General features: G+C 63.0%; 14 protein-coding genes and 1 riboswitch. Of the genes, 12 read left to right on the top strand and 2 right to left on the bottom strand.

Annotated elements, in window-relative coordinates; genetic code table 11:
* Positions 1-41 precede the first annotated feature (41 nt).
* The 5 genes from DXT59_RS23695 to metF all read left to right on the top strand — a co-directional run bounded on the left by DXT59_RS23695 (position 42) and on the right by metF (position 4,268).
* Positions 42-473, top strand: coding sequence for a CidA/LrgA family protein (locus DXT59_RS23695; RefSeq protein WP_116139773.1), 432 nt, complete (start codon positions 42-44; stop codon positions 471-473).
* 21 nt (positions 474-494) lie between these two features.
* Positions 495-1,223 carry an LrgB family protein gene (locus DXT59_RS23690; RefSeq protein WP_240324638.1) on the top strand — a complete coding sequence of 243 codons (729 nt, stop codon included), beginning with the start codon at positions 495-497 and terminating at the stop codon, positions 1,221-1,223.
* A 39-nt stretch (positions 1,224-1,262) separates the two neighbouring features.
* Positions 1,263-1,382: riboswitch (S-adenosyl-L-homocysteine riboswitch) on the top strand.
* Positions 1,383-1,416: 34 nt separating this feature from the next.
* Positions 1,417-2,838 (top strand): adenosylhomocysteinase, encoded by a 1,422-nt coding sequence (ahcY, locus tag DXT59_RS23685; RefSeq protein ID WP_116139771.1) that lies wholly within the window; start codon positions 1,417-1,419, stop codon positions 2,836-2,838.
* 199 nt (positions 2,839-3,037) lie between these two features.
* Positions 3,038-3,391 (top strand): phage holin family protein, encoded by a 354-nt coding sequence (locus DXT59_RS23680; protein WP_116139769.1) that lies wholly within the window; start codon positions 3,038-3,040, stop codon positions 3,389-3,391.
* A gap of 49 nt (positions 3,392-3,440) precedes the next feature.
* A complete protein-coding gene (gene metF, locus DXT59_RS23675; protein WP_116139767.1) occupies positions 3,441-4,268 on the top strand; it encodes a methylenetetrahydrofolate reductase [NAD(P)H] in 828 nt (275 codons plus the stop codon).
* Between the two features lie 231 nt (positions 4,269-4,499).
* Here the strand turns inward: metF and ggt are convergent, their stop codons facing one another.
* Both ggt and DXT59_RS23665 read right to left on the bottom strand, forming a co-directional pair.
* The gene (gene ggt, locus DXT59_RS23670) at positions 4,500-6,200 is read right to left on the bottom strand and encodes a gamma-glutamyltransferase (RefSeq protein WP_240324644.1); all 1,701 of its coding nucleotides are present in this window, start codon (positions 6,198-6,200) and stop codon (positions 4,500-4,502) included.
* Positions 6,201-6,324: 124 nt separating this feature from the next.
* Positions 6,325-7,200, bottom strand: coding sequence for a MurR/RpiR family transcriptional regulator (locus DXT59_RS23665; protein WP_162878220.1), 876 nt, complete (start codon positions 7,198-7,200; stop codon positions 6,325-6,327).
* Between the two features lie 252 nt (positions 7,201-7,452).
* On the opposite strand from DXT59_RS23665, the gene DXT59_RS23660 reads away from it, so the two are divergent.
* The 7 genes from DXT59_RS23660 (at position 7,453) to DXT59_RS23630 (ending at position 16,248) form a co-directional block, all read left to right on the top strand.
* Entirely contained in the window at positions 7,453-9,102 is a 1,650-nt protein-coding gene (locus DXT59_RS23660) for an ABC transporter substrate-binding protein (protein ID WP_116139761.1), read from the top strand.
* Between the two features lie 287 nt (positions 9,103-9,389).
* Positions 9,390-11,021 carry an ABC transporter substrate-binding protein gene (locus DXT59_RS23655; protein ID WP_116139759.1) on the top strand — a complete coding sequence of 544 codons (1,632 nt, stop codon included), beginning with the start codon at positions 9,390-9,392 and terminating at the stop codon, positions 11,019-11,021.
* Between the two features lie 123 nt (positions 11,022-11,144).
* Positions 11,145-12,155: an ABC transporter permease subunit gene (locus tag DXT59_RS23650; protein ID WP_116139757.1), complete on the top strand. Its 1,011-nt coding sequence runs from the start codon at positions 11,145-11,147 to the stop codon at positions 12,153-12,155.
* A 14-nt stretch (positions 12,156-12,169) separates the two neighbouring features.
* Positions 12,170-13,084: an ABC transporter permease subunit gene (locus DXT59_RS23645; RefSeq protein WP_116139755.1), complete on the top strand. Its 915-nt coding sequence runs from the start codon at positions 12,170-12,172 to the stop codon at positions 13,082-13,084.
* Positions 13,081-14,094, top strand: a complete 1,014-nt coding sequence (locus DXT59_RS23640; protein WP_116139753.1) for an ABC transporter ATP-binding protein — start codon at positions 13,081-13,083, stop codon at positions 14,092-14,094. Before DXT59_RS23645 ends, DXT59_RS23640 begins: the two co-directional genes overlap by 4 nt.
* Positions 14,091-15,110, top strand: coding sequence for a peptide ABC transporter ATP-binding protein (locus DXT59_RS23635; protein ID WP_116139751.1), 1,020 nt, complete (start codon positions 14,091-14,093; stop codon positions 15,108-15,110). The genes DXT59_RS23640 and DXT59_RS23635 overlap by 4 nt, the downstream gene beginning before the upstream one ends.
* Positions 15,103-16,248, top strand: a complete 1,146-nt coding sequence (locus DXT59_RS23630; RefSeq protein ID WP_116139749.1) for a TraB/GumN family protein — start codon at positions 15,103-15,105, stop codon at positions 16,246-16,248. The genes DXT59_RS23635 and DXT59_RS23630 overlap by 8 nt, the downstream gene beginning before the upstream one ends.
* The last annotated feature ends 3 nt before the right edge of the window (positions 16,249-16,251 follow it).

Below are 16,251 nucleotides of genomic sequence, written 5' to 3'. Positions count from 1 at the left end.
CTTCTTACAATTTGGTCGTGGAGTCAATAGGGGGTTTTGCCATGAGCACGAAAACGATCGAGCGTCTGAGCGCTGTGTGCCGCATCGCGGGTCAGAGCACGTTCCTGGCCGTGCTGTGGCTTGCGGCCGATTACGCGGCGCGCCGTCTCGGGTTGCCCGTGCCGGGCGGTGTCATCGGTTTGGCGGCTTTGCTCCTGCTCCTCTTCACGGGTTCGATTGCGCCGCGGTGGGTGAAAGCCGGTGCCGATTGGCTGCTTTCCGACATGCTGCTGTTTTTCGTTCCGGCGGCTGTCGCCGTCGTCCAATACGGCGGGCTGTTCAAGTCAGACGGCTGGCGGCTCGCGCTTGTCGTAGTGGGCGGCACGCTCGCGGTGATGGTCGCGGTGGCGTTCACGGTCGACCAGGCCGCGCGGCTGGAGCGCGTCATTGCGATGCGCCGCGCCCGCGCCTTGCGCGTCGCATCGGCCGCTTAAGCGGCCGGCGAGGAGTCATCGATGTCCCTTTCATCCGTCTTGTCTTGGCCGGTGACCGAAATGCGGCCGCAATGGATGGCCGCCGCTTGCTTCGTGTTGACGATCGTTTTCTACGCGATGGGCAAGCGCTTGTATGCGCGCTTCAAGCAGCCGTGGCTGACCCCGCTCGTGGTCGTGCCCGCGATGCTCGCCGCGCTCGTGCTGGCCATGCATATTCCTTATTCGGTGTATTTCGCCGATACGCGCTGGCTCATGTGGCTGCTCGGGCCGGCCACCGTCGCTTTCGCCGTGCCCATCTACGAGTATCGCGATCTGATGCGCCGTCATTGGATCTCGCTCGCGGCCGGCGTCACCGTGGGGATCGCCGTGGCCGTGATCGGCTCGTTCGCGCTCGCCAAACTGCTGCATCTCGAACCCGATGTCGCGCGCAGCTTGATCACGCGTTCCGTATCGACTCCGTTCGCGCTGGCCGTGTCCGACCAAATCCATGCGCCGCGTCAGTTGACCGCGTTGTTCGTCATCGCGACGGGCGTATGCGGCATGCTGCTCGGCGAACTCGTGTTGGCGTTCCTTCCGCTGCGCAGCCGTCTCGCGCGCGGCGCGATGTTCGGCGCGGCCGCGCATGGCGTGGGGACGGCCAAGGCACGCGAACTCGGCAGCGAGGAAGGCGTCGTGGCGAGTCTCACTATGATGATCGCGGGCGTCGCAATGGTCCTGCTCGCGCCACTATTGGGCGCAACCTTCGGTTAGTGTCATCGCCTCCCCGGCGATTTTTGCTACAATCCATGCGTTTCCGAGGAGCGTTGCGACGGATCACTCCGCCAGGCTCGGAAACTTCAATCGGACGGCAAGCTTTTGCGCACATGAAAACGCAGGCGGGCCGGCTCCATCGAACGGCGCTCACGTCTATATTTTCTAGAACTCATTAGAAAAGGAGGGCGTGATGAACGCCGCAGTTATCGATTCGAAAGACACTCAAGATTTCATCGTTGCCGACCTGTCGCTGGCCGATTGGGGGCGCAAGGAACTGACGATCGCCGAGACGGAAATGCCCGGCCTCATGCAGATCCGTGAGGAATTCAAAGCCGCGCAGCCGCTCAAGGGCGCACGCATCGCCGGCTCGCTGCACATGACGATTCAAACGGGCGTGCTGATCGAGACGCTCAAGGCGCTCGGCGCCGACGTGCGCTGGGCCTCGTGCAACATCTTCTCGACGCAAGACCACGCCGCGGCGGCCATCGCCAAGTCGGGCACGCCCGTGTTCGCATTCAAGGGCGAGTCGCTCGACGAATACTGGGAGTATTCGCACCGCATCTTCGAATGGCCGAACGGCGAGTTCGCGAACATGATCCTCGATGACGGCGGCGATGCGACGCTGCTGTTGATCTTGGGCTCGAAGGCCGAGAAGGATCGCTCGGTCATCGCCAAGCCGACGAACGAGGAAGAAGTCGCGCTGTTCAAGTCGATCGAACGGCATCTCGAGATCGACGGCTCGTGGTACTCGAAGCGCCTCTCGCAGATCAAGGGCGTGACCGAGGAAACGACGACGGGCGTGCATCGCCTGTATCAAATGGAGAAGGACGGGCGCCTGCCGTTCCCGGCCATCAACGTCAATGACTCGGTGACGAAGTCCAAGTTCGACAACCTCTACGGTTGCCGCGAATCGCTCGTGGACGGCATCAAGCGCGCGACCGACGTCATGATCGCGGGCAAGGTCGCCGTCGTGGCCGGTTACGGCGACGTGGGCAAGGGTTGCGCGCAGTCGCTGCGCGGGCTCGGCGCGACGGTGTGGGTCACGGAAATCGATCCGATCTGCGCGTTGCAAGCCGCGATGGAAGGCTACCGCGTCGTCACGATGGAATACGCGGCCGATAAGGCCGATATCTTCGTCACGGCCACCGGCAACTACCACGTGATCAACCACGATCATATGAAGGCGATGCGTCATAACGCGATCGTCTGCAACATCGGCCACTTCGATTCGGAAATCGACGTTGCCTCGACGCGCCAATACACGTGGGAAAACATCAAGCCGCAAGTCGATCACATCATCTTCCCGGACGGCAAGCGCGTGATTCTGCTGGCTGAAGGGCGCCTCGTGAACCTGGGCTGCGCCACGGGCCACCCCTCGTTCGTCATGTCGAACTCGTTCGCCAACCAAACGCTCGCGCAAATCGAGTTGTTCACGCGCGGCGGTCAATACGAGAACAAGGTGTATGTGCTGCCGAAGCATCTCGACGAGAAGGTCGCGCGCTTGCACTTGGCACGCATCGGCGCGAATCTGACCGAGTTGACGGATGCGCAGGCGAACTACATCGGCGTCGAGAAAAACGGTCCGTTCAAGCCGAACCATTACCGTTATTGATCGAGCAAACGGCCGGGTAAGGCTCGCCTGGAACGAGCCGCCCGTGCCCGCCGGCGGGTATAGAGGCGGCGTGGCGATTGCCATCGCCGCCTTGTTCAACTGAAATACCGAGCTGTGCGGCTCAGCGATATCCTCGCGCCGCCCATCGTCCGACCATAGATCGACCGCAAATCGACCACTACGCCGAAGGAAACCCGCTATGACCGTGCTGCTGACTTGGATCATCAACGCGCTTGCGCTCTTGATCATCACGTACCTCGTGCCGTCGATTCACATCCGTAGTTTCGGCACCGCGTTGATCATCGCACTCGTGCTCGGCCTCATCAACGCCGTGATCCGGCCTGTGTTGATCATCCTGACGCTGCCCGTCACGATCGTCACGCTGGGGGTGTTCATCCTCGTCGTCAACGCGTTGTGCTTCTGGCTCGCGGCTTCGCTGCTCAAGGGCTTCGAGGTGTCGGGTTTCTGGTCGGCGTTCTTCGGCTCGATTCTGTACAGCATCGTGTCGTGGCTGCTTTCGGCGCTGATCTTCGGCAATCGCAGTTTGGGCTGAAGGCGGCTCGGCCTTATCGCGGCTCGGTCCCATACCGGATCACCGGATCATGAATCCCATCGAAATCTCGTTCGAATTTTTTCCGCCGAAGACGCCCGACGGCGTCGAGAAGTTGCGCGCCACGCGTGCGCAACTGGCGCTGCTCAAGCCGAAGTTCGTTTCGGTGACGTTCGGCGCGGGTGGCTCCACGCAGCAGGGCACGCTCGATACGGTGCTCGACATGGCCAAGGACGGCCTCGAGGCCGCGCCTCATTTGTCGTGCATCGGTTCGTCGAAGGAAAGCTTGCGCGCGATCTTGGAACGCTATCGCGCAAACGGCATTCGCCATATCGTCGCCCTGCGCGGCGACCTGCCCTCCGGCATGGGCGAAGTGGGGGAGTTGCGCTACGCGTCGGAGCTCGTCGCCTTCATCCGCGCCGAGTACGGCGACTGGTTCCATATCGAAGTGGCCGCTTATCCGGAGTATCACCCGCAGGCGCGTTCGCCGAAGCACGATCTCGAGAACTTCGCGCGCAAGGTCAAAGCAGGCGCGAATGCGGCGATCACGCAGTACTTTTATAACGCCGATGCCTATTTCCGATTCGTCGACGATGCGCGCAAGCTCGGCGTCGATGTACCGATCGTGCCCGGCATCATGCCGATTACGAACTACTCGCAGTTGATGCGTTTCTCGGAGATGTGCGGGGCCGAAGTGCCGCGCTGGGTGGCCAAGCGGCTCGAAAGCTTCGGTGATGACAAGGAAGCGATTCGCGCCTTCGGGCTCGACGTCGTCACGCAGCTATGCGAGCGGCTTGTGAAGGAAGGCGCGCCTGGGTTGCATTTCTATACGCTCAATGCGGCCACCGCGACCAAGGCGATTTGCGAGCGGTTGGCTTGATATCAAGGTGCCGCTCGGTTCGCGGCACCTGAACGTATTTCTATCTTCGGGCGCGCATTGCGCCTAAACCGCAAACCCGGGATCACCTGGGCTACAGCGGCACGATCACCGCAACGACCAACGATCGCCAGGTTCGCTCAATGTCACAACGGTGAGCGAACGATCCGAGTACACCGGAGCGACCGGAGAGGTCGACCCGTCATGCCGGGGCAAAACGCCACGCGGCCTAGCTCAATACCCCAACGCTTCTCCCGCCGGCCGCCGTTCGTCATTGGCGCCGTAGAAATACCCGACGCGTACCTTACCGCCGACCGACGAATCGTTGCCTGAACTTTGCGACGGATCGACCGCCAAGCCGGGCAACCCGACTTCGATCAATTCAGCCGCGCCCCAAGGCGTTTGCTGAACCATCTTGTAACCCTCGCTCGCGAGGATCTTCAACGTATCGGCCGACAGCCCATACGGCTCGTAATAGACGACGTCCGGCAGCCATTGCTCGTGAACCCGCGCCGCATCCACGGCTTCTTGCGGCTCCATGCCGTAATCGATGATGTCGATCGCCGTTTCAAGCGTCGTCGTGATAATGCGCGAGCCGCCCGGGGAGCCGATCACGAGGAATACCTTGCCGTCCTTGGTCACGATCGTCGGCGCCATCGACGACAGCGGCCGCTTGCCCGGTGCGATCGCATTGTTCGGGCCCTGTACGAGACCGAACATGTTTTGCGCGCCCACTTTCGATGTGAAGTCGTCCATCTCGTCGTTCAGGAAGAAGCCCGTGCCCGGCGCCATGACGACGGCGCCGAAGCGGCCGTTGACCGTGTACGTCGTCGAAACCGCATTGCCGGCCTTATCGACGATCGAATAATGCGTCGTCTCTTTCTTTTCGGGCAGGGAAGCGGCGTCGGCCAGGTCCATCGAGGGCGTCGCCTTGTCGGGCTGAATCGAAGCGCGGATCTGCGCCGCATACGACTTGCTCAGCAGTTGATCGAGTGGATTGTCGACGAAGGCCGGATCGCCGAGCTTCGTGTTTCGATCGGCGTAAGCGTGGCGCATCGCCTCCGTCATGTAGTGCACGGCCTGCGCCGAATGCCAACCGAAACCCTTCAAGTCGTAGCCTTCTAGCGTATTCAAGATCTCGCACATCGTGACGCCGCCCGAACTCGGCGGCGGTGCCGAGATAAACGTGTAGCGCCGATAGTCGCAGGTGACGGGTGTCATCTCGGTGGCGCGATAGTTCGCAAAATCGGCCGCCGTCAGCAGGCCGCCGCCTGCCTTCGACGCCGTCTCGATCGCCGCGGGAATTTTGCCTTTGTAAAACGCATCGGGGCCATGTTTTGCGATCGCTTCGAGCGTGTTGGCCAAGTCCTTCTGCACGAGTCGGTCGCCCGGCTGCAGCGGCGTGCCGTCTTTGCGCAGGAAGATTCGGGCGATGCCGGGGTCCTGTTTGAACCGTTGGACCGTGGTGTCGAGGATGTCGGTGTCGGCGCGCGTCAGCACGAATCCTTCGCGCGCGAGGCGGATCGCGGGCGCCATGACTTGTGCTCGCGTGAGCCGCCCGTATTTGCGCTCGGCGAGGTCCATCCCCATCACCGTGCCCGGCACGCCCACGGCGCCATATCCGTAAAGACTCGCGCCTTGCTTCACGTTGCCTTGGGCGTCGAGGTACATGTTCGCGGTGGCGGCGGCCGGCGCCGTTTCCCGGAAGTTGATGAACGTATCGCGGCCGTCGGCGAGGTGGATCGTCATGAAACCGCCGCCGCCGATATTGCCGCAGCACGGATTGACCACGGCCTGCGCGTAGCCCACGGCCACCGCCGCATCGATGGCGTTGCCGCCCATCTTCAAGATATCGACGCCGGCCTGAGAGGCCAGGTTCTGCGACGTGACCACCATGCCGTTGCGCGCTTCGACGGCGGGGCGCGAGGCGGCCATGGCGCCGGTGGCTAGCGTGCTCGTCGCGACGAGTGCCGCGGCAAGCGCGGCGATCAATGTGCGGTCTGTTTTCATCGGTTGGGTCTGCTCTCGTGGCTGAGTCGGTGATGGGATAGAAGGCCGCTTACGCGCCCTGCGCGCCGGTGCCCTCGGCGATGCGCCCGGCTCTCAGGGCTTCGATTCGCTTCAGTCGGTCCATGGCTTCGGCGGGCATGCGCGCAACGAGTGCGGCGACGATCGATTCGGTTTGGGCGACGACCGGTACTTTGGTATCGAACGGCGACGCGCTTTGCACGTACGAGACGAGCACGGCATCGGCGAAGGCGGCGATCGGCGAACGCCATTCGTCGGTGAACAGCACGATGCGCGCGCCGAGGTCGTGCGCCTCGCGCGCAAACTGAACGACGCTTTCCTGATAGCGCCGGTAGTCGTAGACCACGACCACGTCGCCCGGCGCGAGATCGGCCAACGCTTCGGAGCCGCGCTCGAGCGAGGGCTCCACGTGGCGCGCGTGCGGTCTGACTTGACTGAGCAGCACGGCGAGCCATGCCGCGATGAACCCGCTTGCACGCCCCCCGCAACAGAGTACGGTGCGGCCGCAATCGGTCAGCCACGATACCGTGCGTTCGAAGTCGTCGCATGAGGCGTGCTCCGCCGTCTTGCCGATGGCGAGCGTGAGCGAGCCGAGCATGGCCTGTTGCACGTCTTGCTCATGGCGTTCATCGGCCGACGACTCCAGCCGCGACAGCGGCGAGTTCATGCGGGCATCGACCTCGGCAAGCAGCGCGCGTTGGAATTCCGGATATCCCTCGAACCCGAGCTTCAAGACAAGTCGATGGACCGTCGGATCGCTCACGCCCGCAGCGCCCGCGAGCTGCGAGATCGAGGTCAAAGCCGCGCTCGGGTAATTGGCGAGCAGCACCGCGACGACGCGCCGCTCCGATACCGTAAAAGTAGCGTCGCGCTGTTTGAGCAGCATCCTCACGGAAGGGGGTGTCACGGTGCCTCGTTCGATGAAACCTTCGACTACGGGAGCGGGCCGCGGCCCGCGATGTAACGTTCGTTACGTACGAAGCATGCTATCAAGCCAAAAACCGTCGTCAATGGCGGTATGACTCGGTGTTTACCCGCTTCTTCGAGGTGCGAGCGTGTCGATTGGCGATTGTCATCGTGACGTTCATTACATCGCGGTGGGAGGGCGCGCGAGGAATGCCGTGCTACGCTTGCCCGGCCTGTCATTGGAGGAGCATCCATGCCGCTATGTCGTCCCCTTCTAGCCGTTTGCTCGTTCAAGTTTGCCGCCCCGGTCGTCGTAGCGGCCGCGGCGGCCGCCGTCCTATGCGGTGCCGGTCGCAGCGCCGCCGCCGAACTACCTGCGAGAACGCTCGTTTTTTGCTCGGACGCGAGTCCCGCCGGTTTCGATCCGGCGCAATACACGACGAGCGTCGAGTTCTCGGCCGCCGGTTATACGGTTTATAACCGCCTAGTCGAGTTCGAACACGGCGGCACCACGATCGAGCCGGGTCTTGCGCGGTCGTGGGAGGTGTCGAACGACGGACGCATCTATACGTTTCATTTGCGCCCCGGCGTGAAGTTTCATACCACGCCGTATTTCAAGCCCACGCGCGAGTTCGACGCGGACGACGTCGTGCTCACGTTCGAGCGGATGCTCGATCCGAAGGCGCCTTTGCGCCAAGCGTATCAGGTGCAGTTTCCGTACTTCGCCGATCTCGGGCTGGCCACGAACCTTCAAAGCGTGGAGGCGCTCGATCCGCTGACTGTCCGCATGACGCTGCGCAAGCCCAGCGCGCCTTTTTTGTCGGAATTGGCGATGCCGTTCGCCTCGATCCTATCGGCCGAGTACGCCGATCAGTTGCTTAAGCAGGGCAAGGCCGCCGATATCAATCAAAAACCGGTGGGCACAGGTCCGTTCGTGTTCCATAGCTATACGAAAGACGCCACGATTCGCTACGACGGCAATCCCGATTACTGGAAGAGCGGTGTCGTGCGCATCGCCAAGCTCGTGTTTCAGATCACGCCCGATCCCGCCGTGCGCGAGCAGAAGCTGAAAGACGGCGAATGCCAAGTGATGAACTATCCGCGTCCGGCCGATATCGCTTCGCTCGCGAGCGACCCGAATCTGCAAATGCCGCATCAGGTCGGCTTCAATCTCGGCTTTCTCGCCTACAACACGACGCACAAGCCGCTCGATAACGTCGACGTGCGCCGGGCGCTCGATATGGCCATCGACAAGCAAGCCATCGTCAAATCGGTCTACCAAGGCGCGGGCCAGGCCGCGGTGGCGCCGATGCCGCCGACGCAATGGTCGTACGACAAGGCCCTCAAAGACGCACCTTACGATCCGGCGCAAGCGAAAGCGCTGCTCGCGAAGGCCGGCTTGACCGACGGCTTCTCGTTGACGCTCTGGGCGATGCCGGTACAGCGCCCCTACAATCCCAACGCGCGTTTGATGGCCGAGATGATCCAGGCCGATTGGGCCAAGATCGGCGTGCACGCGCAAATCACGACGTATGAATGGGGCGAATACGTGAGGCGCGCGCATGCGGGCGAACACGACGCGATGTTGATCGGCTTGACGGGCGACAACGGCGACCCCGACAACTGGCTCGGCGTGCTGCTCGGGTGCGCGGCCGTGAACGGCAGCAACTTTGCGAAATGGTGCTATAAGCCGTTCGACGATCTCGTGGTCAAGGCCCGCGAGACGAACGACGTCGCGGAGCGTACGCGGCTATACACGCGCGCGCAGGAAATCTTCAAGCAGCAAGTGCCGTTCACGCCGATTGCGCACTCGATGGTGTACCAGCCGCTGCGCAAGAACGTCGTGGGCTTCAAGATCGATCCGTTCGGTCCGACGCAGTTCTGGGGCGTCGGGCTCGAATAGCGCAGCGCATCTTTGCAAGGCGCGCGGGCCTAGACGCCCGCGCGCCTTGCGGGTAAGCCCTCGTTGAAACATCCGACGAATCGGTTAAACCACGCTTAGACCGCGGTTACACATCGCCGCCCGAGAAAGGTTGACATGGAATTTTAGTGGCACTAAACATGCGCGAAGCGCAAAGTCAACGCGCACTCGTGCCGAGCGTTGCCTTTTCCCGACCGCTTGTTCGGGTAATCAAAGCTCAGTAATATCCGCGTACGCTGGCTGCGGCCGGCCTCAGAACTGGAGGAAACATGAAGCAAAACAAACTGTTGCGCGCTGTGCGGTTGAGCGCGATCGCGGCCGCCACCGTAACGGTATCGCTCGCGGCGACGAGCTCGCACGCGGCCGACATTCCGAACAAGACGCTCGTCTATTGCTCCGAGGGCAGTCCCGCCGGTTTCGATCCCGCGCAATACACGACGGGCACGGATTTCACCGCCAATACGTTCACCGTCTATAACCGTCTCGTCGAATTCAAGCGCGGCAGCACCGAGATCGAGCCGGGCCTGGCCGAGTCGTGGGACGTCTCGTCCGACGGTAAGGTCTATACCTTCCACCTTCGTCACGGTGTGAAATTCCAAACGGCGGAATACTTCAAGCCCACGCGCGAGTTCAACGCGGACGACGTCGTGTTCACGTTCGAGCGGATGCTCGATACGAACGAGCCGTTCCGCAAGGCCTATCCGGTGCAATTCCCGTACTTCACCGATATGGGCCTCGATAAGCTCATCACGAAGATCGACAAGATCGATCTGTACACGGTGCGCTTTACCTTGAAGGAAGTGAATGCCCCCTTCCTGCAAAACATGGCGATGGAGTTTGCGTCGATTCTCTCGAAGGAATACGCCGATCAGCTCCTGAAGGAAGGCAAGGCGGCCGACATCAATCAAAAGCCGCTCGGAACGGGCCCGTTCATCTTCAAGAGCTATACGAAGGATGCGACGATCCGCTTTACCGGCAATCCCGACTATTGGAAGCCGGGCGCCGTGAAGCTGAAAAACCTGATCTTCTCGATCACCACCGATGCGAGCGTGCGCGCGCAAAAGCTCAAGCGCAACGAATGTCAGGTGATGAGCTATCCGAAGCCGGCCGATATCGCCGATCTGAAGAAGGACCCCGATATTTCGATGCCGTCGCAGGCGGGTTTCAACCTCGGGTACCTGTCGTACAACGTGACGCATAAGCCGCTCGACAACGTCGACGTGCGTCGCGCGCTCGACATGGCCGTCAACAAAAAGGCGATCGTCGAATCCGTCTATCAAGGCGCGGGCCAACCGGCAAAGGCGCCGATGCCGCCGACGCAATGGTCGTATGACGGCAATCTGCCGATGGCCGCGTACGATACGGCCAAGGCGAAGGCGCTGCTCGCAAAGGCCGGTTTCCCGAACGGATTCGAGATCACGCTGTGGGCGATGCCCGTGCAACGCCCGTACAACCCGAACGCGAAGCTGATGGCGGAAATGATCCAGTCCGACTGGGCGAAGATCGGCGTAAAGGCGAAGATCGTCACCTATGAGTGGGGCGAATACATCAAGCGCGCGCACGCGGGTGAAGACGATACGATGCTGATCGGCTGGAACGGCGACAACGGCGATCCGGACAATTGGCTCGGCACGCTGCTCGGCTGCGAAGCCGTGCACGGCAACAACTTCTCGGAATGGTGCTACAAGCCGTTCGACGAGCAGATCCAGAAGGGCCGCACGACGAACGGGCAAGACGCACGCACGAAGATCTACATGCAAGCGCAGCAGATCTTCGCCGAGCAACTGCCGTTCTCGCCGATCGCCCACTCCACGCTCTATCAACCGACGACCAAGAACGTCGTCGACATGCGCATCGACCCGCTCGGCTATGCCCGCTTCGACGGCGTCAGCCTGAAGTAACGGCGATGCGGTACGCTCTCCGGGTTGCCCGGGGAGCACCCGCACGTTCTCCGGCGACAGGGATGCGAAAGCGTCTCTCGTCGCCGGTCGCATTTATTCTCCTGCAAGATAAAGGGACGAACCATGTTCCGATTCGTTTTACGCCGCATCGGAATGGTGATACCGACGTTCATCGGCATCACGATTCTCGCTTTCGCGCTCATCCATTTGATTCCCGGCGATCCGATCGAAGTCATGATGGGCGAACGCGGCGTCGATCCGGCGATGCACGCCGCGGCGCTGCACCGGCTCGGGCTCGACGAGCCCCTGCCGATGCAGTACGTCCACTACGTTTGGCGCGCGCTGCACGGCAATCTCGGCGAATCCATCATCACGAATACGAGCGTGATGAACGAATTTCTCGCGCGCTTTCCGGCGACCGTCGAACTCTCGATCTGCGCGATGTTGTTCGCGCTCCTCATCGGGCTGCCGGCCGGCGTCGTGGCGGCGCTCAAGCGCGGCACCGTCGTCGACCACGGCGTAATGGGCACGGCGCTCGCCGGTTATTCGATGCCGATTTTTTGGTGGGGGCTGATCCTGATCATGCTGTTCTCGGTCACGCTCGGCTGGACGCCCGTGTCGGGACGGATCGCCGTCGAATACGACATTCCCCACGTGACCGGCTTCATGCTGATCGACGCGCTGCTCGCGCCCGATGAAGGTTCGTTCAAATCGGCCGTGAGTCATTTGATCTTGCCCGCCGTTGTGCTCGGCACGATCCCGCTCGCCGTCGTGGCGCGCATGACGCGCTCGTCGATGCTCGAAGTGCTGCGCGAGGACTACATTCGCACGGCGCGGGCCAAGGGGCTTTCCCCCGTTCGCGTGATCGTCGTGCACGCGCTGCGCAATGCGCTGATTCCCGTCGTGACTGTGATCGGTCTTCAAGTGGGCACGCTGCTCGCGGGAGCGGTGTTGACCGAGACGCTGTTTTCCTGGCCCGGCATCGGCAAATGGCTCATCGATGCGATCAGCCGGCGCGACTACCCCGTCGTGCAAGGCGGCATCTTGCTGATCGCGACGCTGGTGATCGTCGTGAACCTGGTCGTCGATTTGCTGTACGGCGTGCTCAATCCACGCATTCGCCATACGCGCTAAAGGAGCCCGCAACCATGGCAGATATTCAAAACACGGTTCCGGGAAGCGTCACGCCGCGCAGCGGACGGGCGCTCGCGCTGCGCGAGTTCTGGAGCAACTTCTCGCGCAACCGCGGCGCCGTCGCGGCCGGCATTATCGTCCTCGTGCTCGTCATCGTCGCGATATTCGCGCCGCTGCTTGCTCCGCACAGTCCCGTCGAGCAGTACCGCGACTACGTCAAGATCCCCCCGGCCTGGCTCGAAGGCGGCAATTGGAAATTCGTGCTCGGCACCGACGAGGCCGGTCGCGACATCCTGTCCCGGCTCATGTTCGGCGCGCGCATGTCGTTTTGGATCGGCTGCGTGTCGGTCGTGCTCGCGCTGATTCCCGGCGTCGTGCTGGGCTTGTGCGCGGCGTTCTTCGGCTGGGCCGATACGCCGATCATGCGCGCGATGGACGTGTTGCTCGCGTTGCCTTCGCTGTTGCTCGCCGTCGCCGTCGTCGCGATTATCGGACCGGGCCTCACGAATACGATGTTCGCGATCGCGATCGTGGCGCTGCCCGGGTACGTGCGGCTGACACGCGCTTCGGCGCAGGGCGAGTTGCAGAAGGAATACGTCACCGCATCGCGCGTGGCGGGCGCCGGCACGTTGCGTCTGATGTTCTCGCAAGTGCTGCCCAACTGCACGGCGCCGCTGATCGTGCAGGCGACGCTCGGGTTTTCGTCCGCGATTCTCGATGCCGCGGCGCTGGGCTTCCTAGGCCTGGGCGTGCAGCCGCCCGCGGCCGAATGGGGCGCCATGCTGGCCTCGGCGCGCGACTATATCGACAACGCGTGGTGGATCGTGACGATGCCCGGCATGGCGATTCTTATTTCGGTGCTCGCGATCAACCTGCTTGGCGACGGGCTGCGCGATGCGCTCGATCCGAAACTGAAACGGATGGCATGACCATGAATACTCTTTTGACCATCCGCAATTTGGCGGTGACCTTCGGCGGGGCGCCGGCCGTGGACGGCGTGAGCCTGACGGTCGCCCCGGGCGAAGTCGTCGGCGTCGTCGGCGAATCGGGCTCGGGCAAGAGCGTGACGATGATGGCGCTGATGGGACTCATCGACGCGCCCGGCGTCGTGACGGCCGATGAGATCACCTTCGACGGCAAGGATCTGTTGAAAGCGTCGGCGAAGGCGCGCCGCAAGATCATCGGCAAGGACATCGCGATGGTGTTCCAGGATGCGCTCACGAGCTTGAATCCGAGCTACACGGTCGGCTATCAAATCAAGGAAGTGCTCAAGCTGCACGAAGGGCTGCGTGGCGCGGCACTCGAGAAGCGCGCGCTCGAATTGCTCGATCAGGTCGGCATTCCCGACGCCAAAAGCCGTATCGCGGCATTCCCGCATCAGCTTTCGGGCGGCATGAACCAGCGCGTGATGATCGCGATGGCCGTGGCGTGCAATCCGAAGCTCTTGATCGCGGACGAGCCGACGACCGCGCTCGATGTCACGATCCAAGCGCAGATCATGGATCTGCTCGTCAGGCTGCAAAAGGAGCGCGGCATGGCGCTCGTGCTGATTTCCCATGATTTGGCGGTCGTGTCGCAAGTCGCCCAGCGCGTGGCGGTCATGTACGCGGGCGAAGTCATCGAGACGAACCGCGTACCGGACATCTTCGCGCGGCCGCATCATCCCTACACGGAAGCGCTGCTCGCCGCGATCCCCGAGCACAACCGCGGCGCGAAGCGCCTGTCGGCGCTGCCCGGGATGGTGCCGGGGCGCGACGATCGCCCGAGCGGCTGCTTGTTCGCACCGCGTTGCAAGTATGTCGTCGACGGTTGCCGCAAGGGACGCCCGGCGCTCGATCCGGTCGATCCGAACGTGCGCGAGGCTTGCGCCCGCTGCATCAAACCCTTGAACCTCGATGCGATCCGCTCGCACACGTCCCAGCACGGAGGCGCCCGATGAATGCAGTCCCGGAAGTTACGCGCGCGCCGCGGCATGACGACGATCTCGTTTTGGTCGCGGACGGCCTGACCAAGCACTACTCGGTGCGGCGCGGCATGTTCGGCCATGGCACGGTCAAGGCGCTGAACGGCGTATCGTTTTCGCTCGCGCGCGGCAAGACGCTGGCGGTGGTAGGCGAGTCGGGTTGCGGCAAATCGACGCTGGCACGGCAACTGACGATGATCGAGGCGCCCACCTCCGGGCGCTTGCTGGTCGAAGGCGAGGACGTGGCCGGGGCGAACGCGGACCGGTTGGCCGCGTTCCGGCGGCGCGTGCAGATGGTCTTCCAAAACCCGTTCGCCTCGCTCAATCCGCGCAAGACCGTGGAGCAGACGCTTGCCGAGCCGCTTCTCATCAACGCTCAAATGAGCGCGGACGAACGCGCCGCGCGCGTCGCCCAGATGATGCGCACGGTCGGGTTGCGTCCGGAACACGCCAAACGCTATCCGCATATGTTTTCCGGCGGACAAAGGCAGCGGATTGCGATCGCTCGTGCGATGATTCTGGATCCGCGCATCGTGGTGGCCGACGAGCCCGTTTCGGCGCTCGACGTCTCCATCCAGGCGCAGATCCTGAATCTGTTTATGGACTTGCAAGAACAGTTCAAGACGAGCTACGTCTTCATCTCGCACAACTTGGCCGTCGTCGAGCATATCGCCGACGACGTCATGGTCATGTACTTCGGCGGCGTGGCGGAGCTGGGCGATAAGAAAACGATTTTCGCCAAGCCTCGTCACCCGTACACGCGCTCGTTGATGTCGGCCACGCCGGCCATCTTCGAAGCCGATCGCCGCACGCAGATCAAGCTGCAAGGCGAAATGCCCTCGCCGCTGAACCCGCCTTCGGGCTGTACCTTTCATCAGCGCTGCCCGTATGCGATCGAACGCTGCAAGGTGGAAGAGCCGAAGCTGCGCGAAGTCGATGGGCGATGGGTATCGTGTCACCGCGCCGAGGAGGTAGGGGACGCGGATGGCTGAAGCAAGGGCGGCGCGGCGCCGCCCGCGCGAGGGCGCCTTCGCGGATGCCCTCGCGCGGCGGGCGCGCGCCTGCCTGCGGCGGATAGGTTCGCTCGTACTCACGTTCGTTTTCACGCTGGCAATCGATACCCGCTCCGGCGGGCCGGTCGCGCCGGCGTTCGCGGGGCCCGCGCCCATGCCCGCGGCTCAGGCGGTCCCTAGCGCGCCGGCCCCCACACCATCGCCGGCCGCGGCGATTCCGGGTTTCCACGGGCCGCCGCCCGGGTTCGACGGCACGAGCGCGAGCGGTCCCGTGCGGGCCGAACCGGCCCACATGCCGTTTTACGTCGCGACAAAGGGTGCGACGACGATCTACCTGCTGGGAACGCTGCACGTCGGCGACCCTTACGACTACCCCAAGAGCCAGCCGTTTCGCCGGCCGATTATGGCGGCGCTCGCCGCTTCCCCCACGCTCGCGCTCGAGATTTCGCCCGACGATTTGCTGAAATCGCAAGACGACGTGTCGAAGTACGGCGTGTGCAACTACGCGTGCTTGCCGCGCTTGCTGTCGGAACCCATCATGCGCAAGCTCGCCATGCGCTTGCGCGGCAATCCGACGGCGCTCGAGGAAATCAAAAAGACGCGCCCTTGGCTCGCCGCGCTGCTCGTCGAGACGTACGATTCGCTGGCCGCGGGCTTGCAAACGGAGTACGGCACGGAAGCCCAGCTCGAAAACGTCTACCTGCCCACGAAAGGCAAGATCGTGGGCCTCGAGACGCTCGCAGAACAGATGCGCGCGTTCACGAACCTCTCGTTTGCCGAGCAACGCGAGATGCTGGCGCAAGATCTCGCGCAGACGCCCGCGCAGAACATGGACGACGTCAAAACGTTGCATCGTCTGTGGCGAATCGGCGATGCGGATGCGATCGCTGCCTGGGCGACGGCCAAATCCGAGCGGCTCGCGCGCACCCCTGCCGCGGCTCGCGCGCTGGACAACCGGATCGTCTTCGAGCGGAACCGAAGGTTCGCGTTGCGCATGGTTGCCATCGCCGCGCCGAACCGGCCGGTTTTCGTCGCAATCGGCGCACTTCATCTGGGCGGGCCTAGGGGCGTGTTGACCTTGTTGCGTCAGCGCGGCTTTACCGTCGAAGCCGGCTGATCG

This window comes from Trinickia diaoshuihuensis (assembly GCF_003390925.1).
Taxonomy (GTDB): Bacteria; Pseudomonadota; Gammaproteobacteria; order Burkholderiales; family Burkholderiaceae; genus Trinickia; species Trinickia diaoshuihuensis.
The sequence above is the reverse complement of the archived record's forward strand: the minus strand, read 5'-3'. Positions and strand labels throughout refer to the sequence as shown.